This is a genomic window from Occultella glacieicola, assembly GCF_004353825.1.
Classification (GTDB): Bacteria; Actinomycetota; Actinomycetes; order Actinomycetales; family Beutenbergiaceae; genus Occultella; species Occultella glacieicola.
The window spans coordinates 213,111-237,573 of the sequence record NZ_SMNA01000002.1 but is presented as its reverse complement, the minus strand read 5'-3'; the positions used below and the strand labels follow the sequence as shown (position 1 = coordinate 237,573).

The following is a 24,463-nucleotide window of genomic DNA, read 5'->3' as shown; positions in this document are numbered from 1 at the left end:
TTGCCGTCAGATGAGCATGCGACGGTTGCTCATCTGAGTGTATCGGACTACGGTGGTCGCAGATGAGCGCAGCGCCGCCTCTCATGTGAGCGACACGTGAGCGGCAGGTGAGGGCGCTGCAGCGGTCATCGCCCCTTGGAAGTTCCGCCCAACGCGTGACCACCGGGTCACGCCGACGTGAGGACGACGATGTTCAGAACGCCACTCCGGCCACGGTTGCGCACCGGGGCCCAGCCGCCGGGGCGTAGATCCCGATCCCGACCCGGGCCGGCGCTGGGCGTCGCGCTCGGGGCGGCCGCCTCGCTCAGTCTCGCCGCCGGGTGCGCCGGTGCCGGCGCGGTCGGCGGTGGTGGGGACACCGAGCAGATCGTGGTGGCCATCGTCTCCAACCCGCAGATGCAGGATGCGATCTCCCTGCAGGAGGAGTTCCGCGAGCAGTACCCGGACGTGGATGTGCGGTTCGTGAGCCTGCCGGAGAACGAGGCCCGCGCGAAGATCACCGCCTCCGTGGCGACCGGCGGCGGTGAGTTCGACGTGGTGATGATCTCGAACTATGAGACGCCGATGTGGGCAGCGAACGGGTGGATCGAGAACCTCCAGCCGTATGCCGACGAGACCGAGGGGTACGACCCCGATGACTTCGTCCCGAGCGTGGCCGAAGCGCTCTCCTACGAGGGCGACCTGTACTCGGTGCCGTTCTACGGTGAGTCCTCCTTCCTGGCGTACCGCGAGGACGTGTTCGCCGAGAATGACGTCGAGATGCCAGAGCGGCCCACTTGGGCCGACGTGCAGGAGATCGCCGCCGAGCTCGACGACCCCGGCCAGGACTTCTCCGGGATCTGCCTACGAGGTCTGGCCGGGTGGGGTGAGGTGATGGCTCCGCTCAGCACGGTCATGAACACCTACGGCGGCCAGTGGTTCGACGAGGACTGGAACGCCCGCCTGGACTCGCCCGAGGTGGAGGCCGCCGTGACCGACTATGTGGAGCTGGTCCAGACCCACGGTCAGCCCGGTGCCGCGACCTCCGGGTTCGGGGACTGTCTGACCCGGTTCGCGCAGGGGAACGCCGCGATGTGGTACGACGCGACGTCGATGGTCTCCAGCATCGAGGACCCGGCATCCTCGACGGTGGCCGGCGACGTCGGCTACGTTCCGGCCCCGGTCGAGGAGACCGAGGCGGCCGGCTGGCTGTACTCCTGGTCACTGGCGATCCCGTCGACGAGCGAGCACAAGGACGCCGCCTGGGACTTCGTGTCCTGGATGACCAGCCCGGACTACCTGGAACTGGTGGGCACCGAGCTCGGGTGGGAACGGGTGCCTCCGGGCAGCAGGCTGTCCACCTACGACATCCCCGAGTACGCCGAGGTCGCCCAGGCGTATGCGGAGCCGACGCTCACGGCCATGGACGAGGCCACCCAGGACCTGACCATGGTGGCGCCGGTGCCCTACCCCGGCATCCAGTTCGTCGGCATCCCCGAGTTCCAGGACCTCGGCACCCGGGTCGGACAGCAGATCTCCGCCGCGATCGCGGGCCAGATCACGGTGGCGGAGGCGCTCGAGCAGTCGCAGCGCTACGCCCGGACGGTCTCCGAGTCCTATCAGGACGGTGCGGCGGCCACCGGTGTAGAGAACGGGAGAGACTCGTGACCACGCTCGTCGAGCGACACAACGCCGCGCAGGGACGGCGATCCGAACCCGACGTGGCCGCAGTGCGCGCGGAGGCCTGGCGTCGCCGGGCGCCGCTGCTGCCCGCCTTGATCTTCATGGTCATCGTCACCCAGGTGCCGTTCCTGGTCACGATCTGGTACTCGATGCGGTCGTGGAACCTGCTCCGGCCGGATGGTGACCGGTTCGTCGGCCTCCAGAACTACGTCGACATCTTCGCCGACTCGGTCTTCCGCGGCGCTGCCCTGAACAGCGTGCTGATCACGCTGTCCTGTGTGCTCGTCGCGATGCTGATCGGGATCGGTCTCGCGCTGCTCCTGGACCGCCCGTTCCGCGGCCGTGGCGTGGCCCGGACGTTGTTGATCACCCCGTTCCTGATCATGCCCGTGGCCGGGTCGATGATCTGGGCGGTGTCGATGCTCAATCCCACCTACGGCTTGGTGAACTGGGCGATCGGGCTGGTCGGCATCGACCCGGTGGACTGGACGTCCACCTACCCGGTGCTCTCGATCGTGATCGCGCTGGTGTGGCAGTGGACGCCGTTCATGATGCTGCTGGTGCTGGCCGGGTTGCAGGCCCAGCCGAAGGACGTGCTGGAGGCCGCGCAGGTCGACGGCGCGGGCTGGGGCCGCACGTTCGTCTCGATCACGCTCCCGCAACTGCGCCGCTACATCGAGCTGGGTGTGCTGCTCGGGGCGATCTACGTGGTCAACACGTTCGACCAGATCTACCTGATGACCGCCGGTGGGCCTGGGACCGCCAGCGCGAACCTGCCGTTCTACATCTACCAGCGGGCGTTCCTGGGCTTCGACATCGGGCAGGCCGCCGCGATGGGGGTCGTCGTCGTGATCGCGACGATCATCGTCGCCACGTTCGCCCTCCGCCTGATCTTCCGCAGCTTCGAGCAGAAGGACTGACGATGACTACCGCAGCGCACAGCGCGAACCCCGCCACCGCCGTCGGAAGGCCCGCCACGCCCCGCAAGGACAAGGGCACCGGTGTCGGCGGCGGACTGCTCACCGCCCTGACCTGGGTCGTCGCCATCGGGTTCTTCTTCCCGGTGGCCTGGATGGCCATGACGGCGTTCAAGAACGAGAACCAGGCCGCGTCCGACCCGCCCACCTGGTTCTTCGCACCGACCCTCGACCAGATCCGGGCGGTCGTCGCGGACTCGGGCACCTTCCTGGGCAACTCGGTGATCGCCACCGGCGTCTCGACGCTGCTCGTGATCCTGCTCGCGGTCCCGGCCTCCTACGCGCTCGCGATCCGGCCGGTGCGGAAGACCTCGGACGTGCTGTTCTTCTTCATGTCCACGAAGATGCTGCCGGTCGTGGCCGTGATCATGCCGATCTACGTGATCGCCGGTCGGCTGCACGTCCTGGACAACATCTGGACGCTCGTGGTCCTGTACACGGCGATGAACCTGCCGATCGCGGTCTGGATGATGCGTTCGTTCTTCCAGGAGATCCCCGGTGAGGTCCTCGAGGCGGCGTCGATGGACGGTGCCGGGCTGATGCGGACCCTACGTTCGGTGCTGATGCCGATGGTGGCCCCGGGCCTGGCCGCGACGGCCCTGATCTGCGTCATCTTCGCCTGGAACGAGTTCTTCTTCGCGCTGAACCTGACCGCGTCCCGGGCGGCCACCGTGCCGATCTTCATCACCTCGACGATGACCAGCGAGGGTCTGTTCCTGGCCCGGCTCTCGGCGGCGTCGCTGCTGGCCTCGCTGCCGGTGATCATCGCCGGCTGGGTGGCGCAGAAGCAACTGGTCCGTGGGTTGTCCATGGGTGCCATCAAGTGACCCACCGGGCGGGCGGCGACCCGCTGCCGTCCGCCCTCTGCCGTCATGGCCCGAGCAGCCCCTCGCCGCCGATCCGGAACCACCGGAAGTCGTAGCCGTCCAGCGCCAGCTCGAGCCTGCCGCGGGCCGGTGAGATGCCGTCGCGCGCGAGCAGGTCGACGATCTGGTCGGGCTCGTCCACGCCGGCCAGGGGCAGGTCCACCGTGACAGGATCCGGTCCGACGTTGTGGACGGCCACCACGGCGGAGCCCTCGAGGTCGCAGCGGTGCGCCAGCACCTGTGGGGCGTCGGTCCGGAGCACCGAGAGCGCACCCCAGCCCAGTTCGAAGCAGGCACGTCGCACCGCGATCAGTTCGCGCATGAACGTCCACAGGGAGTCGGGGTCGTGTCGCTGATCCCGGACGTTGACGTGCCGGGGACTGTACCCGTCGCCGACGAGGCCCTGGATCAAGCGGCCCTCGGACGCGGTGGAGAAGCCACCGCTGCGGCCGTCGGACCACTGCATCGGGGTACGCACCGCCATCCGCCCCTCAGCGGCGAGGTCCTCGCCCATCCCGATCTCCTCGCCGTAGTAGATCGTGGGTGTGCCGGGCAAGGAGAACATCAGGCTGTAGGCCATCCTGATCCGACGGGGGTCCCCGGCCAACATCGGCGGCAGCCGGCGCTTGAGTCCGCGTCCGTAGAGTTGCATCTGCGGCTCGGGCCCGAATGCCGTGAAGACCTCCTGCCGTTCCTCGACGGTCAGTTTGTCCAGGGTGAGCTCGTCGTGGTTGCGCAGGAAGTTGGCCCACTGGCAGGTCGGGTGGATCGTGGGCCGCTCCTCGAGCGCCGTGGCCAGCGGCGTCGCGTCACCGCGGGCGAGGGACAGGTACAGGGCCTGCATGGCGATGAAGTCGAACATCATGGTCAGTTCGTCGCCGTCCTCGCCGCCGAAGTAGTCCAGCTGCTCCTCGCGGGGGACGTTGACCTCTCCGAGCATCATGGCCGAGCCCTTGCGCCGGGCCAGGAAGGCCCGGATGTCGCGCAGGATCCGGTGCGGATCATCCGGGACCGTCGGTTCGGTGGCGTGTTCGCTCAGCGTCTCGGCGTCCTTGATGAAGAACGGGACCGCGTCGACCCGGAAGCCGTCGATGCCCAGTTCCAGCCAGAACCCGATGACCCTCAGGATCTCCTCTCGCACCAGCGGGTTGGCCACGTTCAGATCCGGCTGGTGCCGGTAGAAGTGGTGGAGGTACCACGAGTCGGTGCGCTCCTCGTGCTCCCAGATGGACTGCTCCCGGTCCGGGAACACGACCTGGTCGCTGGTGTCCGGAGGCTCGGTGTCCCGCCAGACGTAGAAGTCCCGGTACCGGCTGTTCCGGCTCCGTCTGGCCGACCGGAACCAGGGATGCCGGTCCGAGGTGTGGTTGATGATGAGGTCGGCGATCACCCGCATGCCGCGGTCATGCGCCGTCCGGATCACCTCGACCAGCTGGCCGTGGTCCCCGAGGCGCTCGTCCACACCGTAGAAGTCCATGATGTCGTAGCCGTCGTCGCGGTCCGGGCTCGGGTAGAAGGGCATGAGCCACAGGCAGTTGATCCCGAGCTGGGCCAGGTAGTCGATCCGTTCGGCCAGCCCGTTCAGGTCCCCGATGCCATCACCATCGGTGTCCAGGAAGGTCTCCACATCGAGGCAGTAGATCACCGCGCTCTTCCACCACAGGTCACTCGTGCTGGTGGTCCTCATGACCGTCCTCCCTCGCGTGCCGCCGGCAGCACCTGGTCCCCGAACACGTCCAGGAACGCATCCTGGGCCTGCCCCACGTGGTGCAGATAGATGTCGTCGAAGCCGAGTCCGGCATACTCGCCGATCCAGGCACGGTGCCGGCCCAGGTCTGCCGACACCCGCACCGTCTGCGTCACCGCCTCGAGAGGGACCCGGGCGGAGAACGCGTCGAAGGCCTCGGTCGTCATCGTGTCGGCCGGCGCCGGCGGCGCGAACACGTTGCTCCGCCACTGGTCGTGGGCCAGCGCCAGGGCCTCCTCCTCGGTCGACGCCCAGGACAGGTGCAGCTGCAGCGCCAGCCGGCCGCGTCCTCCGGCGCCGCGGTAGGCCGCGACCACCTCCCGCAGCGTCTCGACCGGCTGAACCACCGTCACCAGGCCGTCGGCCCAGGCGGCGACGCGGGATGCGGAGTCGGCCGAGATCGCCGGTGCCAGCAACAGGGGCGGGTCCTCGGGCAGGTCCCACAGGCGGGCTCGATCCACCGCGACCGGCCCGTCCCGGCTGACCTCCTCGCCGGCCAACAGGTCACGGATGATCGCCACGCTCGCCTCCAGCCGCTGCACCCGGGTCTCCTTGCGCGGCCAGGGGACCGCGGTGATGTGCTCGTTCATCGCCTCGCCGCTGCCCAGGGCGACCCAGACCCGGCCGGGGAACATCTGGGCCAGGGTCGACAACTGGTGGGCCAGCACGGCCGGGTGGTAGCGCGCGCCGGGGATGGCCAGGCTGCCCACCGGGAACCGGGTCAGCGCCAACGCGGCCCCCAACCAGGCCCATGCGTTGCCCGCGTGACCCTGCCGGCGGCTCCAGGGGGCGATGTGGTCCGAGCACATGGCCATGTCGAACCCGACCTTCTCGGCATGCTGGACGTCGCGCAGCAGCTGGCGCGGCGAGGCCTGCTCGTGGCTCGCGTGAAACCCGATGCGTGTCATGGAGCAACGGAAACGCGGATGTGTGCCGCCCGCAACAGCAGAACAGCCGAGTCCGGGCAGGTTCCAGGTCCGGGCGGGCCGACGTCAGGCCGACCGGTGTGACCCCAGCTCGAACGTCATCCGGGGGAGCCGGCGACCGGGGATGGAGGCGCTCGGGGTGCTGCCGACGGTCGTCGCGCCGGCGTGCGCGTAGAAGCCTTCCGCGCCCGGGTCGGCGTCGAGCCCGAGGGAGTCGTAGCCGGCCTCGTCGGCCGCGGCCAGGGCATGTCGGAGCAGGGCTCCGCCGACCCCGGTGCCGATCCGCGCGGGGTCGACGAAGAGCGCCGCGAGCTCGCCGTCGGGTGGTTCGCCGTGGATGCGGTAGAAGCCCACCGGGCGGTCGTCCGGTCCGACCGCGACCAGGAGGCCACCGGTGCGGATCTGGGCCTGCGTGTACGTGAGTTCGGGCCGGCACGCCTCCAGGAAGGCCTCGTCGTAGCCCCAGTGCGCCTTGGACCGCAACGCCAGGTCGGAGAGCAGCCCGGCCTCGCCCGCCCGCGCGGCCCGGATCCGTACCTCGCTCACCACGGTCCCTCGACCCGCACCCGGGTGCGCAGCCCGGCCGGCTCGGTCACCGTCACCTCGACCTCGGCCGGCACGCCCACCCGCAGGTCCAGCGCGTCACCGTCGCGGGTCCACGCGACCTGCACCCGGGTGCCACCCGGCAGCGGCACCGCACCCCGGGCCCACTCGAGTTCGCCCGGGTGCGGCGCGATCTCGACCCTCCCTCCGCCGTCGTGCACCGTGATGCCGAGGACCACCGCCGGCAGGAACGATGCCGGCGCGGCCGACCACGCGTGGCAGTGGCTGCGGGTGGGCCACTCCCGGTCGGGCGCGGGGAACATCTCCCAGCAGGTGACCGCGCCGGCCTCGATCATGGCGCCGTAGTCGCGGCGCAGGTCCGCCAGCGCCACGTCGGCGCGGCCGGCGGCCTCGAGCACGTCGTAGCGGAAGATCGACATCCAAGGGCTGCCGATCTGCACGAGGTCCGACGGCGGATCGACCACGAGCGCGCGGGTGCGCTCGCGCTGTGGTTCGGTGCCGACCCCGGCCAGGTGCGCGAACATCTGGGTCTGCACGCTGATCACCTCCGAGCGGGTGCCGTCGGCGTGGATGGCGTCGATGAACGCCTCCCGCTCGGGCGACCACAGGTGCGTGGCGATCGCGGTGCGCAGTGCCGCGGCCCGCGCCCGTAGCCCACCCGCGACGTCGGGGGCGCCGGTCCGGTCCGCCAGTTCCGCGGCCGCGTCCAGGGCCATCACGAACAGGGCGTTCTGGTGCGTCACGACGCCGGCGTCCGGCTGGTCCATGGGAGCCCAGTCCAGCAGGTTCCAGGCCTCGATCGAGAGCAGGCCGTCCGGGTCGAGGTGCTCGGCGAACGCGTCCAGGGTGGCGACGGCCTCCGGCAGCAGGTCCCGCGCGAACGCCTCGTCACCGGTGCGTGCGGCGTGCTCGGCGCAGGCGAGCACCCAGAAGAACGTCCACGCCGGGATCACGTTCGTCCACCCGGACGGCACCTGCGAACCCAGCAGCGGCGTCTGCGCCTTCGAGCCCGGGACCAGCCGCAGCGACCGTTCGATCAGCGCCGACGCGTCGAACAGGGAGGAGGCGAACCGGGCGCTGGAGTAGGTGTCGCCGACCCAGAACGCCTGCTCGTAGACGGGGCAGTCGACGAACGTGTCCTCCATGCAGGCGATCACGGTGCGCCGGGACATCTCCCAGATCTCGGTGAGCCGGACGTCGCTGGCGACGAACTCACCGGCGCGGTCCACGGGGTAGTGGGAGTTGCGGACCGCGACCTCGTGCAGGGTCACCGGACCCGGCGTCGCGCCGTCGCGGCGCACCACCACCTGCAGGTAGCGCAGCCCGCGCCGGACCGGGGACTCATAGCGCTGCCGCCCGGCCCGGGTGCGGTAGCGCAGCGTGTTGTCCATGCCCGTGGTCTCCTGGCGGCGCGGGCCGTCGACGTACTCGAAGCCGTAGACGTCCACCACCGTGCCGGCCGGCGCGTCCAGGTCCACGATCACGAACCCGGACGCCTCGATGCCGAGGTCGAGCACGATCGAGACGTCGTCGCCGTCCGGTAGGGTCACCGGTTCGCCCCGGGTCAGCCCGGTCACGTCGATCGCGAGCGGGCGCTGCGCCCGCGGGTGCACCACCTGCCCGTACCCGCTCGTGGTCGCCACGAGCGCCGCCGGCACGGTGCTCGCCGGCAGGGGCACGGCGCGCGGGTCGCGGGTCGCGGTGAGAGCGGCGACGGCGGCGCCCACCTGCGGCGTCGGCGTCACCGGAGGCCTGGTCGGGTGGGCCAGCGGTCGGAAGAAGGCCGGACCGGGGTCCGGGACCGGGCCGAGCGCGACGAACGGCGACGGCGCGTCCGGTTGCCACGGGTGGGTCAGGTCCGCGCCGTCCAGGAGCAGCGGCAGCGGATACCCGTGGTCGTAGGTGCTCACGTCGAGCGCGAGCCAGTGTCGGCCGGGGGGCAGGTCGAGCTCGAGGGTGCGCAGGTCCACGGGCCCGCGCGTGAGGTCCCGGATCTCGAGGTGGCGGCCGTCGACGGCCACGCCGCGGACCCGGGCGTGCGCGGTGCTCAGGGGCAGCCCGAGGGCGACCGGGCGCGTGGCACCCGGCTCGGGGACCGTGAGCGCCGTGAGCAGGTAGCCGCCGTAGGCGCTGGGGTTCGCGTGGCCGGGGGAGGTGGGGTCGAAGACGGCCCGCACGTCCACCGTCCAGCTCCCCGCCCACGGGCGGGCGCCTTCGACGCCGTGCACCGCTGCGGGGGCGACGATCTCCTCCTGCAGTGGCGGGATGGGCCGGGGCACGAGCGTGGTCCACGGCCCGTCACCGGGTGCCGCGATCTCCGTGGCGGGCGCCCACCCGGCCGCGATCCCCGTCGGGTAGGTGCCCTCGTAGGCGTCGCCGCCGTCGGCCCAGTCCGGCTGCCAGGCGCCGTCGACGTCCTCGGTGAAAGCCAGCTGCGGGCCGAGCCGGGGCGCGCGCGGATCGTGACCGCCATGGGTGGCCACCTCCCACCCGGAGTCCGTGCCGATCACCTGGCGGCCGAGGTCGAGTTCGGCGAGCAGTCCGCCGCGTCCGGGCAGCGACTGGAACGTGGCGACCCCGTTGTGGGCGACCAGCACCGCGACCGTGTTCCACCTGTACTCGCGCAGGTGCCACCAGATGTCCCAGGTGTCGACCGGCCACTCCTGTGCGAACGCCCGCACGGGCCCGTGCCCGATGCGCGTGCCGTTGACGAACACGACGTAGCGGGTGTCCGCCGTGATCCGCAGCAGCGCGGTGCCGCCCTTGTCCGCGGCGAACCGGCGCCGGAAGCAGCGCCACGCGTTCCGGGGCGCCGGTTCGCCGTCGTCCCAGATCCAGCGGGTGCCGGGCGCGAAGGAGATCATGCGGCCACCTCCTCGGTGGGTCCGGTCGGACCGGTCGGTCCGGACCGCCGGGTCAGCAGCGTCGCGACGGCGCGCCAGCCGAGCAGGAACACGCCCAGGACGACCGCGGTCACGATCGGGAACGCGCCGGACAGCCCGCCTCCGGTGAGCCCACGCAGCCCGAGCCCACCGGCCACGGTCATCGCCCAAACTGCGGCGCCGGTCGGCCACAACCGCAGCGGTGCACGCCAGGCCCGTGCGAGCAGCCACCCGATCGCCAGGGCGACGCCGAACGGCCACGCCGTGCCGGCCAGGCCGGCGAGCACGCCGTCCTCGTGATGGGTGCCGCGCCCCGCGAGCGCGAACGCGCCCACGGCGACCACATCGACGACCGCCGCCACCACGATCGTGCGAGACGACGCCGTCGTCCGGGTTCCCGGCACGTCAGATCAGGCGACCGGTCGTCGCCAGCGCGGTGCGCACCAGCGCGCCGTGCCCGGAGACCATCTCGGCCTGCACCATCGGCGAGACGACCTCCTCCGGCGAGAACCACCCGATGTCGAGGGCGTCCTGCTGGGGCTGGCAGTCGCCGTCGATCGGGACGATGTAGGCGAGCGAGACGGCGTGCTGGCGCGGGTCGTGGTAGCTGGTGATGCCCGGGGTCGGGAAGTACTCCGCGACCGTGAACGGCACCAGGGACACCGGCAGCCGCGGCAGGGCCATCGGCCCGAGGTCCTTGTCGAGGTGTCGGGCCAGTGCGTCGCGGACCAGTTCGTGGTACATCACCCGGCCGGACACCAGTGCGCGGGAGATGCCGCCCTCGCGTGGCGTCCGCAGCAGCAGCGCGACCTGCTGGATGACGCCATCGGCGTCGACGCGGACCGGGATCGCGTCGACGTACAGGATCGGCATCCGCCGGCGCACGGTGGCGAGGTCCTCGGGGGAGAACCAACCGCCGAAGTCTTCCGTCGAGATATCACTCACCCTTGTGTTCTACCCGTTGGCAGCCGTGAGTGCTAACCGGCGCGCCCCGGGAGCCCGGGGGAACCCTGCGGCGCCGCCGTCGAACCCCGCGGCACGAGGTGCGGTTGCGGCGCCACGTGCGAGAGCACCGGTCCGCCGGCCAGCACGTTGAGCACGCAGTCCGCGGCGAGGGCGCCCATGCCGTGGACGTCGAGGCTCATCACGCTCAGCGGCGGGGACGCCAGCCGGCACAGGGTCGAGTCGTCCCAGGCGAGGATCGACAGGGAGCCCGGCACGGCGACGTCCAGCTCGGCCGCGACCCCGAGCCCGGCGACGGCCATGACGTCGTTGTCGTAGACGATGGCCGACGGCGCACCCGCGCGTCCGAGGAGGGAGCGGGTGGCGCGGGCACCGCTCTCCTCGGAGTAGTCGGCCTCCACGACGACCCCGGTGAGCCCACGCGCGGTGCACTCCTGCTCGAACGCCTCGGTGCGGGCCCGGGTGTGCGCGAGCCCGCTCGGGCCGCTCACCCGGGCGAGCGCGGTGTGCCCGAGACCGGCCAGGTGGGCCACGGCGTCCCGCATCGCCTGGGCGTTGTCGATCCAGACGTTCGTGAACGGCAGGTCGCGGCGTGGTCCACCGACGACCACCGTGGGCAGGCCGATCTCGGTGAGCACCTCGAGCCGCCGATCGTCCCGGAGCAGGTTGGTGACGATCACCGCATCCACCAGGGCGCCCTCCGCCCACCGGCGGTAGACCGCGATCTCGGCCTCGATGTCCGGGACCACGTGAAGCAGCAGCGAATGGCCCTCGCCGCCGAGGCGCTCCTCGATGCCGGCGATCAACTCCATGTGGAACGGCTCGATGCCGAGCAGCCGTGCCGGCCGCGCGAGCATGAAGCCGACCGCTCCGACGCCTTGAGTCACAAGGGTCACACTAGGCCCACACTAGGCCGACCCCGCCATGACCGGGTCGTGCTCGAGAAGATCGTTCGCGGTCCGGAGCACGGGGGCCGCGGCCAGCGCGGCACCCTCCAGGACGACGCGGGTGCGCACCCGGAAGGTCACCGAGTCCCCGGCGGGCAGGGTCACCAGGGCGTCGTCCACCACCGCCTCGGGGTCCAGCCGGTCGACGAGGAGCGTCACGTCCCGGGCCAGCGAACGGGCCCGCACCGTGACCTCGTACCCTTCGGTGCTCGGCGCCACGCTGACGTCGACCGGATCACCGTGCAGGGCCGCCTCGACGTCCTCGACGAACAACGCCACGGCCCGCTCGGAGCCGAGCCGGGCCACGATCGCCTCGGCCCGCTCGTCACCGGCGGTGCGAACCTCGGGCGGCAGCGTGACCAGCTGTACCGAGCGGGCCGCCACGGCCACGTCCTCGCCGGACTCCGCGCGCACCTGGCCGGCGAACGTCTCCCGGGTCACCCGCAGGGCACCGGACCAGGGTGCGTCGGTGTCGTTGACCAGCGCCAGGGCCCGGTGACCGTCCCGGTCGACGACGGTGATCATCCGGTCGGCGAACGCGTGCCGCAGCGCGTACCAGAGCGGCTTGCGGCGCTCGTCGCCGTCGACGGTCGCCCACGAGGTCACCGGCCAGCAGTCGTTGAGCTGCCAGACGATCGCGCCGGCGGTGCGCGGCCACCAGGACCGGTAGTGCTCGATCGCGAACGAGACGGCGCGGGCCTGGTTGAGCTGCGTGGCCCAGTGCCAGTCGGCGAACTCCGCCGGGATGCCGAGGTGGGGCAGGAGCCCACGGTCCAGCTTCTCGTTGCCCCCGTCCGCCTTCTGGTGGGCCAGGAACACCGGGTCGGTCTTCGAGCGGATCCCGTCGGCCGGCGTGACGGCACGCTCCAGGGTCGCCCAGGTCGGCGGTCCCTGGAACCCGAACTCCGAGCAGAACCTCGGGATCTCCGAGGCGTACGCGCGGTAGTCGATCCGGTTCCACACCTGCCACTGGTGGTGGGTTCCGTGATCGGGGTCGTTGGGATGCCGGTCCGTGAGCGCGGCCCCCGGCGAGGACGGGCTGTTCCACGAGTACGGCCGGGTCGGGTCGACCTCCGCGAGGACCCGGGGGAACAGCTCGGTGGCGTAGCCGTAACCCCAGGTCGCGTCGCCGAGGGCCTCCCGCCAGCCCCAGTCCAGGTAGCCCCAGATGTTCTCGTTCCCCCCGTTCCACACGACCAGGCTCGGATGCGGGGTCAGGCGCGCCACGTTCTCGCGGGCCTCCGCCTCGAACTCGGCGGCGAGCGGCTCCTCCTCGGGGTAGGCCGAACACGCCAACGCGAAGTCCTGCCAGACGAGCAGGCCACGTTCGTCACACAGTTCGTAGAAGTCGTGAGACTCGTAGATGCCGCCACCCCACACCCGCAGCAGGTTCAGGTTGGCACCCAGGGCCTGGTCGAGGCGCCGGGTGAGCCGGTCCCGGGTGATCCGGGTCAGCAGGTGGTCGTCCGGGATCCAGTTCGCCCCCTTGACGAACACCGGGCGGCCGTTGACGCGCAGCGTCCACGGGGTGCCATCGGCGTCCGGGGTCGCGTCGATCTCCACGGTGCGGAAGCCGATCCGACGGCGCCACGAGTCCAGGGCGGACCCGCCGTCGGTCAGGTCGACCTCGAGCGGGTGGAGCGGCTGCTCGCCGTGACCCACGGGCCACCACAGCGCGGCGTCCGGTGCGGCGACCTCGACGACGGCGGAACTCGCCTCGGGCGAGATCGTCACCTCTCGCTCGACGCCGGCCACGCGCGCCCGGACCGTGAGCGCGACCGGCGCCTCGAGGCCGCTGCGCTCCACGTCCACGTGGACGCGGACGTACGGGACGCCGTCGGGCCGGACACCGACGAGCGGGCGGACGCCCGCCAGGCGCGCGCCGCGCCAGCGTTCCATCCGGACCCCCCGCCACAGGCCCGCGGTCTGCAGGTCCGGACCCCAGTCCCAGCCGAAGCTGCACGCCATCTTCCGGACCATGTTCAGCGGGTGCGCGTAGGCGGATGGGCGGGCCCCGAGCCGCGCCCGCTCCGCCTCGGCGTAGGTCAGAGCCGAGGAGACATCCACGACGAGGTCACGCTCGTGACCGATCAGTGCGCCGACGTCGAACCGGTGGCTGCGGTGCATGTTCCGGGTGTGACCGAGCACCTGCGCGCCGAGGCGCACCGTCGCGACAGTGTCGATCCCCTCGAAGACCAGGTCGACCCGCTCCGACGGGCCGGCCGGTGGCTCGTCCAGATCGAGCGTGAACCGCCAGTCGGCCCGGTGCATCCACACCAGGTCCTGCTCGTTGGTCCCGACGTAGGGGTCGGGAATGAGGCCGGCGTCCAGCAGGGCGGTGTGCGAGGTCCCGGGGATCGCCACCGGGACCTCGAGGCCGCGCAACCGGTCGGGGACGGACGCACCGTCGGCGCGAAGACGCCAGCCGTCGTGCAGGTCATGGGTACGCATACGGGTCCTCCGGGGGCTCAGGTGGTCACGGCCGAAGGTCATCGTGGCACGGCACGCGTCGAGAAGTGATTCTTCGACCCATGAACTAAGTCCGTCAACCCGTCACGGGACCTTCAGAGGGCGCGCCACTGGCGCGGTGGTGGCACGGGGCTCCAGAGAGTTGCTCGAGTTTCAGGGGAAATCGGGGGTGGCGGGGCGACCGGTCAGGCCCGTCGCAGCTCCCGCCGGACCGACTTCGGCTCGGCGTCTCTGCCGTCGAACCGGTTCGCTCGGACCCTTGACCTGGATAACTTAGATCGGCTACAAAAGTTCTGCGATCACCGACGATCCGGTATCCCACGGGTGCTCGCACCACCCGATCGCCGGCCGCGAGCCGGCGATCCGAACCGAGGGACTCAACGATGAAGTTTCGGACCCGGCGTCCTGCGCGGCGCCACGCACTGGTGGCCACCACGGCCATCGCGGCACTCACCCTGTCCTTGGCCGCGTGCTCGGCCGACGAACCCGACGACGGGACCGCCGGCGACGGCGACCCGGGCGACGGCACCACCTCGATCAGCGTCTCGTTCGGCGAGATCGTCGAGAACTGGAACCCGTTCTCGCCGACCGCCCTCCAGCCGACCCGCGGCGTCATCTTCGAGACGCTCTACTGGTACAACCTCGCGGCCGAGGCCGATCCGACGCCGATGCTCGCCACCGGGTACGAGTGGAACTCCGACGGCACCCAGTTGACCATCACGACCAGGGAGGGCGTGCAGTGGTCCGACGGTGAGCCGTTCACCGCCGCGGACGTCGCCTTCACCTTCAACCTGATCAGCCAGACCCCGGAACTCAACACGAGCGGGAACTCGGCCACGGCGGAGGCGGTCGACGACACGACCGTCGTGCTCAGCTTCCCGGAGACGTCCTTCATGCAGGAGCCCAGCGTGCTGGGCAACCAGGGCATCGTCCCCGAGCACATCTGGTCCGCGATCGATGATCCGACCACCAACATCAACTCCGACCCGGTCGGCACCGGACCGTTCGTGGTCTCCGACTTCTCGACCGAGACGTTCGTACTGACCAGCAACGAGAACTACTGGAACGGTGAGCCGGCCGTCGACGAGGTCCGGTACGTGCCGCTCGACTCCGCGGACGCCAACAGCGCCGCGCTCATCGCCGGCCAGATCGACTGGATGAGTTCGTTCCTGCCCGGTCTCGAGCAGTTGATCGCCGACAACGAGGAGATCGGCTACGTCAACACCCCCGCGCTGACCGCCTCGATCTTCACCTGTTCCAACGCCGACCTCGGTTGCGAGGGTCCGCAGACCGACCCGGCGGTGCGCCAGGCGATCTATTGGGCGATCGACCGCACCCAGCTCAACACCCTCGCCGGTGGCGGGTTCGCGGGTACAGCGTCCCCGACCCTGCTCATCCCGGGCCGCGACGACGCCTGGATCGACGATCCCGAGAGCGTCAGCACCCCGGAGGGTGCCGATGTCGAGCAGGCCAACGCGATCCTCGACGCTGCGGGCTGGGAGCCGGGTTCCGACGGCATCCGGACCCGGGACGGGGAGCGGTTGTCGATGACGATCCAGACGGTGTCGGGCTGGAGCGACTTCATCTCGCTCAACGACGCGATGACGCAACAGCTCGCCGCCGTCGGCATCGAACTCGTTCCCACGCAGGTGGCCTGGAACGAGTGGAACGACTCGCAGACCCAGGGCACCTTCCAGCTCTCGCTGGACTCGATCGGCCTGGGTGCCTCGAGCAACCCGTACTTCACCTACATCGGCAAGTACCACTCGGTGAACACGGTGCCGGTCGGTGAGGCGGCAACCTCGGGCAACTTCGCCCGGTACAGCAACCCGGCCGTCGACGCGGCGCTGGAGACCGCGGCCGCGACGGCGGACGAGGAGGTTCAGGCCGAGCAGTTCGCGATCGTCCAGGAGCAGATCGTGGCGGACCTGCCGTACATCCCGATCTACGTCAACTCGATGCTCACCGAGTTCAACACCTCGCGGGTCACCGGCTGGCCCACGAACGAGGACCCCTACGCCATGCCCGCCACCTGGAAGGCGTGGGACGCGGGCATCGTCCTGCAGCGGATCGTCCCGGCGGAGTGACGCGGCGTCCGGCGGCGTCCGGCCGAGCCCCGAAACAGCTCGCCCGCACGCCGCCGGGCCACCGGTCCCACCCACACCGTCGTCCAGACCGCGAAGGGCCCACACGTGAGATTCCTGTGGCAGAAGCTCGGCTTCTACCTGGTCGCCCTGTGGGCGGCCCTGACCCTCAACTTCTTCCTGCCCCGGTGGATGCCGGGGAACCCGGTGGACATCTTGGTCTCCAAACTCGCCCAACGCGGCGAGGTGACACCGGCCACGCGGCACGCCATCGAGTTGCTGCTGGGGATGGACTCCTCGGTGCCGTTGTGGCACCAGTACATCGACTACCTCCAGCAGATCTTCCGAGGCGATCTCGGGGTCTCGGTCGCCTACTTCCCGACGCCGGTGGTCGACGTCATCGGGCAGACGTTGCCGTGGACGGTCGGGCTCGTCGGGCTGTCCACGCTCATCTCCTTCGTCATCGGCGTCGGCCTGGGCACCTTCGCCGGCTGGAAGCGTGGGTCCTGGATCGACAACATGGTGCCCTCGCTCACCCTGCTGCAGTCCGTCCCGTACTTCTGGTTGGCGCTCGTGCTGCTGTTCCTGTTCGGGAGCGTGTGGCAGGTCTTCCCGCTCAACGGGGGCTACGACATCTACACGACCTCGCCCGGGTGGACCTGGGACTTCGTGGGCTCGGTCATCTACTACGGCACGCTGCCGGCCCTGACGATCGTCATCTCGTCCGTGGGCGGCTGGATGCTCGGGATGCGGAACATGATGGTGTCCACGCTCGCGGAGGACTACATCCTGACGGCGGAGGCGAAGGGTCTGCGGCCGTCCCGGATCCGCGCCGTGTACGCGGCACGCAACGCCGTGCTGCCCTCCGTGGCGGGGTTCGCGATCTCGCTCGGATTCGTGGTCGCCGGGTCCGTGGTCACCGAATCGGTGTTCTCCTACCCGGGCATCGGCTCGGCCCTGCTGTCCTCGGTCAACAACGCCGACTACGCGCTGATGCAGGGGATCTTCCTCGTCATCACACTCTCCGTGCTCGGCGCGAACCTGCTCGTCGACCTCCTGTACACCGTCATCGACCCGCGCACGCGGGCCCGCGCCTAGGAGCCGCCATGTCGACCGCCACCCAGGATCCGGCCCTCGCCGCCGCCGCGGCCCGCAGCCAGCCGCGCCGCCGCCGTCGGACCCTGCCGCCGATGACCCCCAAGCTCGCCGTCGGGCTCGCCATCACGATCGTGATCGCCGGCTTCGGCGCCGTCGGACCGCTGCTCGTCGGCAGTCCGTCGGAGGTGCGGAACATCGGGATGACGCCCCCGTCCGCGGAGTTCTGGCTGGGCACCACCCAGACCGGCCAGGACGTGTTCGCCCAGCTCGCGCACGCCACCCGCGGCTCGCTGCTGATCGGCCTCGTGGTCGGCATCCTGACCCTGCTGCTCTCCTCCTTCTTCGGGGTGGTCGGGGCGTTCGCCGGGGGCTGGACCGACGAGGCCTTCTCCCTGTTCACGAACGTCATGCTCGTCATCCCGGGACTTCCGCTGGTCATCGTGATCTCCAGCTACGTCACCGAGAAGAGCGTGTGGATGGTCGCCGTGGTCCTGGCCATCACGAGCTGGGCGGGCTCGGCCCGGGTGCTGCGCGGCTTCACCCTGAGTGTGCGCAACCGCGACTACGTGCTCGCCTCCCGGGTCAGCGGCGAGTCGTCGTGGCGCATCCTCACGGTCGAGATCCTGCCCAACCTCGTGCCGCTGCTCGCCTCCCAGGTGGTCTTCGCCGTGATCTTCGCGATCCTCGGCGAGGCCGGACTGTCGTTCCTGGGGCTCGGGGCGACCGGGTCGTTCACCTGGGGCACGATGCTCTACTACGCCCAGAACGGCCTCGCGCTGCGGCTCGGCGCCTGGTGGTGGTTCGTCCCACCCGGGCTGATGCTCGCCGTGTTCGGCGCCGCCCTCGCGCTGATCAACTTCGCCATCGACAGCATCATCAACCCGAAGCTCCGGGACGGCACCCGGGAACAGCGCAAGCGTTGGCGGATGACCAAGGAACAGTTGCGCGAGAGCGAGGAGGAGGTCGTATGAGCCGGACATCGGGACCGTCGTCGACGGTGCAGGGCGCGGCGGCCACGCAGACCGACGCGACCGTGCCTGCGCCGTCGGATCGCGGCTACCGCCCGATCGTGCTGGAGATCGACTCGGTCAGTGTCGACTACCTCGTGGCCGAGCCGGTGCACGCCGTCCGCGACGTCTCGCTCACCCTGCACCGGGGCGAGGTGCTCGGGCTGGCGGGGGAGAGCGGCTGCGGCAAGAGCACCCTCGCCTACGCCGTGACCCGACTCCTCAAGCCCCCGGCCAAGATCGTCGGCGGCCGAGTGCTGTTCCACTCCCGTGAGGGGCACGCCCTCGACCTCGGGAACCTGCACGGCGAGGACCTGCGGGCGTTCCGCTGGGACAAGATCGCGATGGTGTTCCAGGGTGCGATGAACTCGCTCAATCCGGTGATCCGGATCCGCGACCAGCTCGAGGACGTGTTCACCACCCACCGCCCCGACCTCGACGGCCGTACTCGCAGACGGCGCAGCGCGGAGCTGCTCGAGCGGGTGGGCGTCGACCCGGACCGGCTCTCGTCCTACCCGCACGAACTCTCCGGCGGGATGCGCCAGCGCGTCATGATCGCCATGGCGCTCGCGCTCGACCCGCAGGTGCTGTTGATGGACGAGCCGACCACGGCGCTCGACGTCGTGGTGCAGCGGGAGATCCTGCAGGAGCTGACGCGGCTGCGCGAGGAGCTCGGCTTCGCCGTCATCTTCATCACGCACGACCTGCCCCTACTGCTCGAGATCAGCGACCGGATCGCCGTCATGCGCGAGGGCCGCATCGTCGAGATCGCGGACTCACGCGCCTTGTACACCGATCCACAGCACGAGTACACGCGGGCGCTGCTCGACTCGTTCCCGAGCCTGACCGGTGCGCGCGGCGACTTCATCCGCACGGGGGCCGGAGCCGGCCCCCGCCTGACCGAGGAGGTGGCCCGGTGACCACGCTGGAACTGCGCGACGTCGTCAAGGAGTACCGGCTCCGGAGCGGGTTCCGGCACTCGGTGCTGCGCGCCGTCGACGACGTGAGCTTCACCCTCGAACCCGGGCGCACGACCGCACTCGTCGGCCAGTCCGGATCGGGGAAGTCGACGGTCGCGAAACTGTTGCTGCGGCTCGAACGGCCGACGTCAGGACGGATCCTCCTGGACGGCAGGGACCTGCCCCGCCGCGGCGCCGCCGGCCACGCCTACCGCGGCATCGTGCAGATGGTGTTCCAGGACCCGTTCGCGTCCCTGAATCCCTATCACACGGTTGCGCACCACCTGGCCCGACCGGTCACGCTGCACCATCCGGAACTCGGCCGCACCGCGGTCCTCGACCGCATCCACGAACTGTTGGCCAGGGTCCGTCTCGATCCGGTCGAGGAGTTCGCCGCCCGGCGCCCGCACGAACTCTCCGGCGGTCAGCGGCAGCGAGTCGCGATCGCGCGGGCTCTCGCCCCCGGTCCCGGGATCCTGATCGCGGACGAGCCGGTCTCGATGCTCGACGTCTCGATCCGGCTCGGGGTCCTCAACCTCCTCGCCGAACTGCAGCGCCAGGAGCACCTCGGCGTCCTCTACATCACGCACGATCTCGCGACCGCGCGGCACTTCTCCGACGAGATCCTGGTGATGTACCGAGGCAGCGTGGTCGAGCGCGGCCCGGCGGACGACGTGATCCTCGACCCGCAGCACGAGTACACGAAGCTGCTCCGCGCGGCGGCACCCGACCCGGAGCGGCGGCTGCGGGAACTGGCCGGCCCGTGACCGAGGGCGTCATCGCCACGGCGCTGGACGCGGGAGACTGGGGGGAAGGAGAGAGAGGAGCCCCACGATGGGCACGGACGGTGGCGGTGCGCAGCAGACGCGCAGCCGATCGGCGATCCTGGACGTCGTGCGGGCCGCGGGCACGATCAGCCGGGTGGAACTGACCCGGGCCACCGGACTGACCGGCGCGACCGTGTCGACCGTGGTGCGCCGACTGATCGACGAGGGCCTGATCGTGGAGGTCGGACGCGCCGAGTCGACCGGCGGGAAGCCGCGCACCCTGCTGCGGCTGCAGCCACTGGCCCGGTTCGCGGTCGGGGTGCACCTGGACACGGCCGGCATCACGTACGTGATCGCCAACCTCGGCGGCGGTGTGGTGACGAGGTGGCGCACCGCCGGCACCGGCAGTGACACGGCCGAGGAGATCGTCGGACGGGTCGCGCGTGAGGTCGAGGACCTGATGCACCGGGTCGACGTGGAGCGGGACCGGGTCCTCGGCGTGGGTGTGGTCGGCCCCGGACCGCTGTCCTACGCCGCCTCCACCTGGACCAGGACCCCCGAGCCGGCACGGCTGGCCGGGTTCGCGCTCGCGGATGCACTCGAGTCGGCGCTCGGGATGCCGGTCCTGTTGGACAACGACGCCACCGCCGCCGCCGTGGGCGAGTACTGGTCGGGCGGGATCGAGTCGACCTCCTCGTTCGGTGCCCTCTACATGGCCGCCGGCGTCGGCGCCGGCGTGCTCGTCGACGGCTCCGTCTACCGCGGGTCCAGTTCCAACGCCGGCGAGATCGGCCACGTGTGCGTCGACCTCACCGGGCCGGACTGCTGGTGCGGTTCCCGCGGGTGCGTCGAGGCGGTCGCCGGACCCGCCGCGGTCGTCGCGGCCGCACGGGCCCGCGGCGTCGACCTGGGTCCGGCCGGCCGGCCGGCGACCGAGGACTTCGGCACCCTCGCGCGGGCGGCGTTGCGCGGCGATGCGGTGGCGTCCTCGCTCCTGACGTTCTCGGCCCGGTACCTGGCGGTGGCGGCCCAGACCCTGGCCACGGTGATGGACCTCGACCACATCGTGCTCACCGGGCCGGCCTTCGCCGTCGCGGGTTCCCTCTACCTCCCGGTGATCGAGGAGCATCTCGAGCGGGCATTCTTCGCGCGTGGCAGCCACGGGCTGCGCGTGCGAATCTCCTCGACCGCGCACGAGGCGGCCGCGATCGGGGCGGCCGCGCTGGTGCTGCAGAGCGAACTCGTGCCCAGGCCGTCGGCCGTCCGGATGCCGGCCGAGCCGGTCATCGCCTCGCCGGCTCCGCTCGAGCGGTGACGCGGCCGGCCCGGTCCGAAGGGCCGGGCACGCGATATCGGTGGCTGTCGGTGTCTGCGGCTAGCGTGAGCGCATGCGACGCGACGAGAAAGTGGCACGGATCGGCGAGATCCTCGATGGGCTCTACCCGGAGCCGCCGATCCCGCTGGACCACGTCAATCCGTACACACTCCTGGTGGCCGTGGCGCTGTCGGCCCAGACCACGGACAAGAAGGTCAACGAGATCACCCCGGGGCTGTTCGGCGAAGCCTCCACGCCCGCCGAGATGTACGCCCTGGGACCCGAGCGGATCCTCGAACTGATCCGGGAGGTCGGGCTCGCGCCGACGAAGGCGCGCAACGTGTGGACCGCGGCCGGGCAGATCGTGGATGCCGGTGGCGAACTTGTGCCCGACTGGGACTTCCTCGAGGGCCTCGCCGGGGTCGGCCACAAGACCGCGAGCGTCGTGATGGCGCAGGCGTTCGGCGTGCCCGCGTTCCCGATCGACACCCACATCTTCCGGCTCGCCCGGCGCTGGGGACTGTCCCGCGGCACCACGGTCGAGAAGGTGGAGGTGGACCTGAAGAAGGCGTTCCCGAAGGACACCTGGAACCGGCGGCACCTCCAGATCATCTACTTCGGTCGTGAGTACTGCCCCGCGCAGCGGCACGTCTTCGCGACCTGCCCGATCTGCTCGTTCGCGGCCACGAAGGCCCAGCAGGCCGCCGAACTCAAGGCGCGCACGAAGCCAAGGAAGGCGGTGGCAGCCCCGCCCTCCTGAGGACGGGGAACCACCGGTGTGCGCGAGATGGGACTCGAACCCACACGCCCGAAGGCACAGGAACCTAAATCCTGCGCGGCTGCCAATTACGCCACTCGCGCCCGCGTCCCCAAGCCTAGGCGCTCCAACGCGCGGAACCGGCACCGGTGGGGCCGGTTCCGCGCGGCGCCCGGCCGGGTGATCAGTCGATCGTGAGGTCGCGACGCAGCTTGGCGACGTGACCGGTGGCCTTCACGTTGTACTGGGCCAGTGCCACGGTCCCGTCAGGGGCAACCACCACGGTGGAGCGGATGACCCCGGTGTAGGTACGTCCGTAGTTCTTCTTCTCGCCCCAGGCGCCGTACGCCTCGAGAGTCGTGTGTTCAACGTCACTGACGAGCGGGAACGTCAGCGACTCGGCCTCGACGAAGGCCTTGAGCTTGCCCACGGGGTCCGGCGAGACACCCACGACGGCGTATCCGGCGCCCTGGAGGGAGGCCAACGAGTCCCGGAAGTCGCACGCCTCCTTCGTGCAGCCGGGCGTGCCCGCAGCGGGGTAGAAGTAGACGATCACGCCGTTTTCGGCGGTCGGCAGCACGGCGCTCAGCGTGAGCGAGCCACCGTCGGAGGTGGGCAGGGTGAAGTCGGGTGCCGGGTCGCCGGCGGTGAGTCGAGCCATGTCTGAACCTCCGTGTCGGATGCCGTCACGGACAGGTTAGGCGCCCGCCGACCGGTTCGCGTCGGACGCTCACGGGCTGGTAATATCGTCTCCCGCTAGCACCTCTAGCTCAATTGGCAGAGCAAGTGACTCTTAATCACTGGGTTCTGGGTTCGAGTCCCAGGGGGTGTACACCGAAGGGCCTCTGACCAGCGCAAATGCGGTCAGGGGCCCTTTCTCGTGCCGTCGGGGCGCGGCTGGGGCGTTCCGGTCGCGGCGGTGTCGGCACCGTACCGGCGGCCGCCGTTCACGCAAAACCCCTTGATCGCCCACCCGGCGTGGCGTAGGAACGTCATCGGGACCGGACGAGGAGAGTGGTGCATATGGCGATCGCCGTGCTGAACCCGCCCGATGACCAGGTCCTGCACATCGTCCCCCTGCGCAAGGCGATCGCGCTGCTGCGCCGCAACGTCGTGGAGATCGTCGAGGTCGAGGACGGCTCGACGTTCGGGCCCTATGTGGTGCCTCGCGTGCTCCGGCTCACCCGCGCCATCTCGCTCGTGAACCAGCTGGACGGTCGCCGGCCGGTGTTCTCCAAGGCGGGCGTGCTGCGTCGCGACCGGTACACCTGCGCCTACTGCGGACGCTCGGCCACCACGGTGGATCACGTGGTGCCACGCGCCCGCGGCGGGCAGTCCTCGTGGCTGAACCTGGTGGCCGCGTGCCGCCCGTGCAACCAGGCCAAGGCGGACCTGTCGCTGCGCGACTGCGACATGAGGCTGCAGTTCCTGCCCTACGAGCCCGACTGGATCTGAGCGCGGCAGGGGGTCAGGGCTGCGGCAGGCGCGCCATCGCGTCCGTCGCGGCGACCAGCGCCCGCGCGATCCCGGGCTCGAGGGAGGCGTGGCCGGCGTCCGGGACCATCACGAACTCGGCCTCCGGCCAGGCCCGGTGCAGATCCCAGGCGGTCGTGGCCGGGGTGCACGCGTCGTAGCGACCCTGCACGATCACGCCCGGGATGTCCGCCAACGCGGTGGCCCCCTCGATGAGCTGGCCCTCGGTGAACCAGCCCTTGTGCACGAAGTAGTGGTTCTCGATCCGTGCGAACGCCAGCGCGAACTCGGGCTGGGAGAACTTCTCGATCGACTCGGCGTCGATCAGCAGGGACGTCGTGGCCGCCTCCCAGGTCGACCACGCGACCGCGGCCGGGCCGTGCACGGCCGGGTCCGGGTGATGCAGGAGCCGGTGGAACGCGCCGATGCAGTCGCCGCGCTCGGCCGGCGGCACCGGCGCGATGTACCGCTCGAACCAGTCCGGGAAGATGGCACTCGCGCCGCCCTCGTAGAACCAGTCCAGTTCCGCCTTGCGGAGCGTGAAGATCCCGCGCAGCACGAGCGAGCGCACGCGTTCGGCGTACTGCTGTGCGTAGGCGAGCGCCAGGGCCGAGCCCCAGGACCCGCCGAACACGTGCCAGGACGCCACACCCAGGTGGTCGCGCAGTGCCTCGATGTCCGCGACCAGGTGCCAGGTGGTGTTCGCACTCAGGTCCGCGCCCGGCGCGGAGGCGTGCGGTGTGGACCGCCCGCAGCCACGCTGGTCGAACAGCACGATCCGGTAGACCGCCGGGTCGAAGAACCGCCGCTGATCGGCGTTCGTGGCGCCGCCCGGCCCGCCGTGCAGGAACACCACCGGCGCCCCGTCCGGGTTGCCGGAGACCTCCCAGTAGAGCTCGTGACCGTCGCCGACGGCGAGCATGCCGCTCTCGTACGGGTCGATGGCCGGGTAGAGCGGCGAGTCGTCGGAGGTCGTCATCGCCCCACCGTACGTGCGCGC

General features: G+C 70.8%; 21 protein-coding genes and 2 tRNA genes. 12 read left to right on the top strand and 11 right to left on the bottom strand.

Features of this window, described 5'->3' with window-relative positions:
• Window positions 1–189 precede the first annotated feature (189 nt).
• Genes EXU48_RS04005 through EXU48_RS03995 form a run of 3 tightly spaced genes read left to right on the top strand, consistent with a single transcriptional unit; the run spans window position 190 to window position 3,466 of the window.
• Entirely contained in the window at window positions 190–1,647 is a 1,458-nt protein-coding gene (locus EXU48_RS04005) for an ABC transporter substrate-binding protein (RefSeq protein ID WP_133106294.1), read from the top strand.
• Complete coding sequence (locus EXU48_RS04000; protein ID WP_235856819.1) at window positions 1,644–2,582, top strand: carbohydrate ABC transporter permease; 939 nt, start codon at window positions 1,644–1,646, stop codon at window positions 2,580–2,582. The genes EXU48_RS04005 and EXU48_RS04000 overlap by 4 nt, the downstream gene beginning before the upstream one ends.
• Before the next feature lie 2 nt (window positions 2,583–2,584).
• Window positions 2,585–3,466, top strand: a complete 882-nt coding sequence (locus tag EXU48_RS03995; protein ID WP_133106293.1) for a carbohydrate ABC transporter permease — start codon at window positions 2,585–2,587, stop codon at window positions 3,464–3,466.
• A 43-nt stretch (window positions 3,467–3,509) separates the two neighbouring features.
• On the opposite strand, the gene EXU48_RS03990 is transcribed toward EXU48_RS03995, so the two are convergent.
• The 8 genes from EXU48_RS03990 to EXU48_RS03955 all read right to left on the bottom strand — a co-directional run bounded on the left by EXU48_RS03990 (window position 3,510) and on the right by EXU48_RS03955 (window position 13,985).
• Window positions 3,510–5,192 (bottom strand): alpha-amylase family protein, encoded by a 1,683-nt coding sequence (locus EXU48_RS03990; protein WP_133106292.1) that lies wholly within the window; start codon window positions 5,190–5,192, stop codon window positions 3,510–3,512.
• The gene (locus EXU48_RS03985) at window positions 5,189–6,160 is read right to left on the bottom strand and encodes a TIGR03885 family FMN-dependent LLM class oxidoreductase (RefSeq protein ID WP_133106291.1); all 972 of its coding nucleotides are present in this window, start codon (window positions 6,158–6,160) and stop codon (window positions 5,189–5,191) included. Before EXU48_RS03985 ends, EXU48_RS03990 begins: the two co-directional genes overlap by 4 nt.
• Before the next feature lie 84 nt (window positions 6,161–6,244).
• Window positions 6,245–6,724 (bottom strand): GNAT family N-acetyltransferase, encoded by a 480-nt coding sequence (locus tag EXU48_RS03980; protein ID WP_133106290.1) that lies wholly within the window; start codon window positions 6,722–6,724, stop codon window positions 6,245–6,247.
• Window positions 6,721–9,606 (bottom strand): family 78 glycoside hydrolase catalytic domain, encoded by a 2,886-nt coding sequence (locus EXU48_RS03975; RefSeq protein WP_133106289.1) that lies wholly within the window; start codon window positions 9,604–9,606, stop codon window positions 6,721–6,723. The genes EXU48_RS03980 and EXU48_RS03975 overlap by 4 nt, the downstream gene beginning before the upstream one ends.
• On the bottom strand, window positions 9,603–10,028 hold the full coding sequence (locus EXU48_RS03970) for a DUF3054 domain-containing protein (protein ID WP_133106288.1): 426 nt from the start codon (window positions 10,026–10,028) through the stop codon (window positions 9,603–9,605). The genes EXU48_RS03975 and EXU48_RS03970 overlap by 4 nt, the downstream gene beginning before the upstream one ends.
• A 1-nt stretch (window position 10,029) precedes the next feature.
• Entirely contained in the window at window positions 10,030–10,569 is a 540-nt protein-coding gene (locus EXU48_RS03965; RefSeq protein ID WP_133106287.1) for an NUDIX hydrolase family protein, read from the bottom strand.
• A gap of 32 nt (window positions 10,570–10,601) precedes the next feature.
• The gene (locus EXU48_RS03960) at window positions 10,602–11,474 is read right to left on the bottom strand and encodes a LacI family DNA-binding transcriptional regulator (protein WP_235856818.1); all 873 of its coding nucleotides are present in this window, start codon (window positions 11,472–11,474) and stop codon (window positions 10,602–10,604) included.
• A gap of 21 nt (window positions 11,475–11,495) precedes the next feature.
• Window positions 11,496–13,985 carry a glycoside hydrolase family 2 protein gene (locus tag EXU48_RS03955; RefSeq protein WP_133106285.1) on the bottom strand — a complete coding sequence of 830 codons (2,490 nt, stop codon included), beginning with the start codon at window positions 13,983–13,985 and terminating at the stop codon, window positions 11,496–11,498.
• A gap of 401 nt (window positions 13,986–14,386) precedes the next feature.
• Between EXU48_RS03955 and EXU48_RS03950 the strand changes: the two genes are divergently transcribed.
• The 7 genes from EXU48_RS03950 to EXU48_RS03920 all read left to right on the top strand — a co-directional run bounded on the left by EXU48_RS03950 (window position 14,387) and on the right by EXU48_RS03920 (window position 21,993).
• Window positions 14,387–16,090 (top strand): ABC transporter substrate-binding protein, encoded by a 1,704-nt coding sequence (locus EXU48_RS03950; RefSeq protein WP_133106284.1) that lies wholly within the window; start codon window positions 14,387–14,389, stop codon window positions 16,088–16,090.
• Window positions 16,091–16,195: 105 nt separating this feature from the next.
• The gene (locus tag EXU48_RS03945; protein WP_133106283.1) at window positions 16,196–17,185 is read left to right on the top strand and encodes an ABC transporter permease; all 990 of its coding nucleotides are present in this window, start codon (window positions 16,196–16,198) and stop codon (window positions 17,183–17,185) included.
• Window positions 17,186–17,193: 8 nt separating this feature from the next.
• Window positions 17,194–18,156 (top strand): ABC transporter permease, encoded by a 963-nt coding sequence (locus EXU48_RS03940; protein WP_133106282.1) that lies wholly within the window; start codon window positions 17,194–17,196, stop codon window positions 18,154–18,156.
• Window positions 18,153–19,112 (top strand): ABC transporter ATP-binding protein, encoded by a 960-nt coding sequence (locus EXU48_RS03935; protein ID WP_133106281.1) that lies wholly within the window; start codon window positions 18,153–18,155, stop codon window positions 19,110–19,112. The genes EXU48_RS03940 and EXU48_RS03935 overlap by 4 nt, the downstream gene beginning before the upstream one ends.
• Window positions 19,109–19,918: an ABC transporter ATP-binding protein gene (locus EXU48_RS03930; protein ID WP_133106280.1), complete on the top strand. Its 810-nt coding sequence runs from the start codon at window positions 19,109–19,111 to the stop codon at window positions 19,916–19,918. The genes EXU48_RS03935 and EXU48_RS03930 overlap by 4 nt, the downstream gene beginning before the upstream one ends.
• Window positions 19,919–19,985: 67 nt before the next feature.
• Window positions 19,986–21,233 (top strand): ROK family transcriptional regulator, encoded by a 1,248-nt coding sequence (locus EXU48_RS03925; RefSeq protein WP_133106279.1) that lies wholly within the window; start codon window positions 19,986–19,988, stop codon window positions 21,231–21,233.
• Window positions 21,234–21,306: 73 nt separating this feature from the next.
• Window positions 21,307–21,993 (top strand): endonuclease III domain-containing protein, encoded by a 687-nt coding sequence (locus EXU48_RS03920; protein ID WP_133106278.1) that lies wholly within the window; start codon window positions 21,307–21,309, stop codon window positions 21,991–21,993.
• A 19-nt stretch (window positions 21,994–22,012) separates the two neighbouring features.
• Here EXU48_RS03920 and EXU48_RS03915 read toward each other — a convergent pair.
• Both EXU48_RS03915 and EXU48_RS03910 read right to left on the bottom strand, forming a co-directional pair.
• A tRNA-Leu gene (locus EXU48_RS03915) sits at window positions 22,013–22,094 on the bottom strand.
• An 80-nt stretch (window positions 22,095–22,174) separates the two neighbouring features.
• Window positions 22,175–22,651: a peroxiredoxin gene (locus EXU48_RS03910; protein ID WP_133106277.1), complete on the bottom strand. Its 477-nt coding sequence runs from the start codon at window positions 22,649–22,651 to the stop codon at window positions 22,175–22,177.
• 98 nt (window positions 22,652–22,749) lie between these two features.
• Between EXU48_RS03910 and EXU48_RS03905 the strand changes: the two genes are divergently transcribed.
• Together EXU48_RS03905 and EXU48_RS03900 are read left to right on the top strand one after the other, a co-directional pair.
• Window positions 22,750–22,822, top strand: a tRNA-Lys gene (locus EXU48_RS03905).
• A gap of 191 nt (window positions 22,823–23,013) precedes the next feature.
• Window positions 23,014–23,445 carry an HNH endonuclease gene (locus tag EXU48_RS03900; protein WP_133106276.1) on the top strand — a complete coding sequence of 144 codons (432 nt, stop codon included), beginning with the start codon at window positions 23,014–23,016 and terminating at the stop codon, window positions 23,443–23,445.
• A 13-nt stretch (window positions 23,446–23,458) separates the two neighbouring features.
• On the opposite strand, the gene pip is transcribed toward EXU48_RS03900, so the two are convergent.
• Window positions 23,459–24,442, bottom strand: coding sequence for a prolyl aminopeptidase (gene pip, locus EXU48_RS03895; RefSeq protein WP_133106275.1), 984 nt, complete (start codon window positions 24,440–24,442; stop codon window positions 23,459–23,461).
• Between the last annotated feature and the right edge of the window lie 21 nt (window positions 24,443–24,463).

Bases quoted from the DNA above. Each gene is read 5' to 3' on its own strand.
- EXU48_RS04005 (WP_133106294.1), top strand. From the start codon at position 190: ATGTTCAGAACGCCACTCCGGCCACGGTTGCGCACCGGGGCCCAGCCG.
- EXU48_RS03995 (WP_133106293.1), top strand. From the start codon at position 2,585: ATGACTACCGCAGCGCACAGCGCGAACCCCGCCACCGCCGTCGGAAGG.
- EXU48_RS03990 (WP_133106292.1), bottom strand. From the start codon at position 5,192: ATGAGGACCACCAGCACGAGTGACCTGTGGTGGAAGAGCGCGGTGATC.
- EXU48_RS03985 (WP_133106291.1), bottom strand. From the start codon at position 6,160: ATGACACGCATCGGGTTTCACGCGAGCCACGAGCAGGCCTCGCCGCGC.
- EXU48_RS03975 (WP_133106289.1), bottom strand. From the start codon at position 9,606: ATGATCTCCTTCGCGCCCGGCACCCGCTGGATCTGGGACGACGGCGAA.
- EXU48_RS03955 (WP_133106285.1), bottom strand. From the start codon at position 13,985: ATGCGTACCCATGACCTGCACGACGGCTGGCGTCTTCGCGCCGACGGT.
- EXU48_RS03950 (WP_133106284.1), top strand. From the start codon at position 14,387: ATGAAGTTTCGGACCCGGCGTCCTGCGCGGCGCCACGCACTGGTGGCC.
- EXU48_RS03940 (WP_133106282.1), top strand. From the start codon at position 17,194: ATGTCGACCGCCACCCAGGATCCGGCCCTCGCCGCCGCCGCGGCCCGC.
- EXU48_RS03935 (WP_133106281.1), top strand. From the start codon at position 18,153: ATGAGCCGGACATCGGGACCGTCGTCGACGGTGCAGGGCGCGGCGGCC.
- EXU48_RS03925 (WP_133106279.1), top strand. From the start codon at position 19,986: ATGGGCACGGACGGTGGCGGTGCGCAGCAGACGCGCAGCCGATCGGCG.
- EXU48_RS03920 (WP_133106278.1), top strand. From the start codon at position 21,307: ATGCGACGCGACGAGAAAGTGGCACGGATCGGCGAGATCCTCGATGGG.
- EXU48_RS03910 (WP_133106277.1), bottom strand. From the start codon at position 22,651: ATGGCTCGACTCACCGCCGGCGACCCGGCACCCGACTTCACCCTGCCC.
- EXU48_RS03900 (WP_133106276.1), top strand. From the start codon at position 23,014: ATGGCGATCGCCGTGCTGAACCCGCCCGATGACCAGGTCCTGCACATC.
- pip (WP_133106275.1), bottom strand. From the start codon at position 24,442: ATGACGACCTCCGACGACTCGCCGCTCTACCCGGCCATCGACCCGTAC.